This is a genomic window from Candidatus Magnetaquicoccus inordinatus (genome assembly GCF_004217665.1).
GTDB classification, from domain to species: domain Bacteria; phylum Pseudomonadota; class Magnetococcia; order Magnetococcales; family Magnetaquicoccaceae; genus Magnetaquicoccus; species Magnetaquicoccus inordinatus.
Genome location: NZ_RXIU01000408.1, coordinates 1 through 1,557, shown reverse-complemented (window position 1 = coordinate 1,557; position 1,557 = coordinate 1). Strand labels below are relative to the sequence as shown.

2 protein-coding genes are annotated in these 1,557 nt (G+C 50.7%); both read left to right on the top strand.

Annotated elements, in window-relative coordinates:
- Nucleotides 1–625: 625 nt before the first annotated feature.
- Nucleotides 626–1,114 carry a metallophosphoesterase family protein gene (locus EJP87_RS16090; RefSeq protein WP_193771462.1) on the top strand — a complete coding sequence of 163 codons (489 nt, stop codon included), beginning with the start codon at nt 626–628 and terminating at the stop codon, nt 1,112–1,114.
- The coding region (locus EJP87_RS16085; protein WP_130472862.1) for a response regulator at nt 1,111–1,557 on the top strand (447 nt) is incomplete at its 3' end. The genes EJP87_RS16090 and EJP87_RS16085, both read left to right, overlap by 4 nt.

Here is a 1,557-nt window from a genome sequence, read left to right as displayed (position 1 = left end):
CCCCCCCTGAAATGCTGAACCGCCTTCGTTGCCCAGGCGAGCGATTCCCAACCAGTGGGAAACATAGAGAGAACGAAGTCCCAGTTTTCATCCGTCAGTGCGATTGGCTTAGTCATAGTGACCGAAGCATAGCACAGAATCTAGCTTACAGTAAATAGGTTAACGCTTATGGGGCAAAGCCCTGCTGGTAATGTGCGGCGTTTCACAAAAGCGAATGCGCAGCATTCGCGCACGCCGCACAGATTTGTGCCCCGCAGGGGCACTCTTTTGGGAGGGCGGACGCCCGACATGCACAGTTTCGCTTGTGGCAACAGTGAGGAAATTGGCAAATGCGCTTGCCCTGATAGAACAGGCAGGGCAAGCGCATTGGAAAGCTGCGAGGGGGGCAGCATGGGGGGATGAGGGAGGCCCGACAGGCACCGTTTTGCTGGGGGCAACAGTGCAGAAATTGGCAAATGCGAATATTCTGATAGAGCAGTAGCGGATACCCTCTTGCGGGGGGGAGAGATATTTGTATACTGCAAAAAGAGTGTATACTGCAAAAAAAGAGGAGGTTGATGCTTGATTCGCTCGCCTGCTCGTTGTTTTGCACAGCCATGCAGCACTATCAAGGAGTGACCACGGCATGAAATTGGGATTAATATCCGACTCTCATGACCATATTGTGCATATCGCACAGGCAGCCCGCATTTTTCGGGAAAAAGGGGTTGATCGTGTGCTGCATGCCGGTGATATTGTCAGTCCTCCTGCTTTGCGTATTCTTGAGGGATTGACGCTGTATGCTGTCTGTGGCAACAATGATGGCGAACAGATCGGCTTGTTGAAGACAGTGGAAAAAATGGGGGGAACCTTAGCCACTGAATTGTTGGAGATGGAACTTCCTAACGGACGAGCAGCAGTATATCATGGCACTGTCCCTGCTCTGCTGGAGGCGCTGATTTGTAGTCAAACCTATGACTTGGTGGTCTATGGTCATACTCATAAGATCGTCGATCGCCAGGAGGGAAAGACGCGCGTGTTAAATCCGGGAACTGCCCACGGTTTTGGCAATACAGCAACGATCATGATCTATGATACCCACTCGACTAAGACGGAACTGATCACCCTCACATGAAAAATAGTCCGGTAATTTATGTGGTGGATGATGACGGTGTAACCCGCCTAATGCTTGCGCGCTTTTTGGAAAAGTGCGGTTACGAAGTCTTGAAATTGACCAATGGTGCCGAGGCTTTGGCTGCCATCGATCGGAAGTTGCCCGACGTGGTGCTCATGGATGCCAACATGCCGGTACTGAACGGTTTTGATGCCTGTTCAGAACTGAAAAAACGACCAGATACCAGCCATATACCTGTGTTGATGATTACCGGTCTCAATGATGATGAATCGGTCGATCGTGCCTATTCGGTGGGTGCGGTGGATTTTATCACCAAACCGGTCCATTGGGCGATTTTACGGAACCGGGTCGGCTATTTGCTTAAAGATCTGGAGGCCGAACGCAAACTGTATTTGGCTTCCAGCGTGTTTGACAACACCAATGATGGCATTATTGTCACCGAT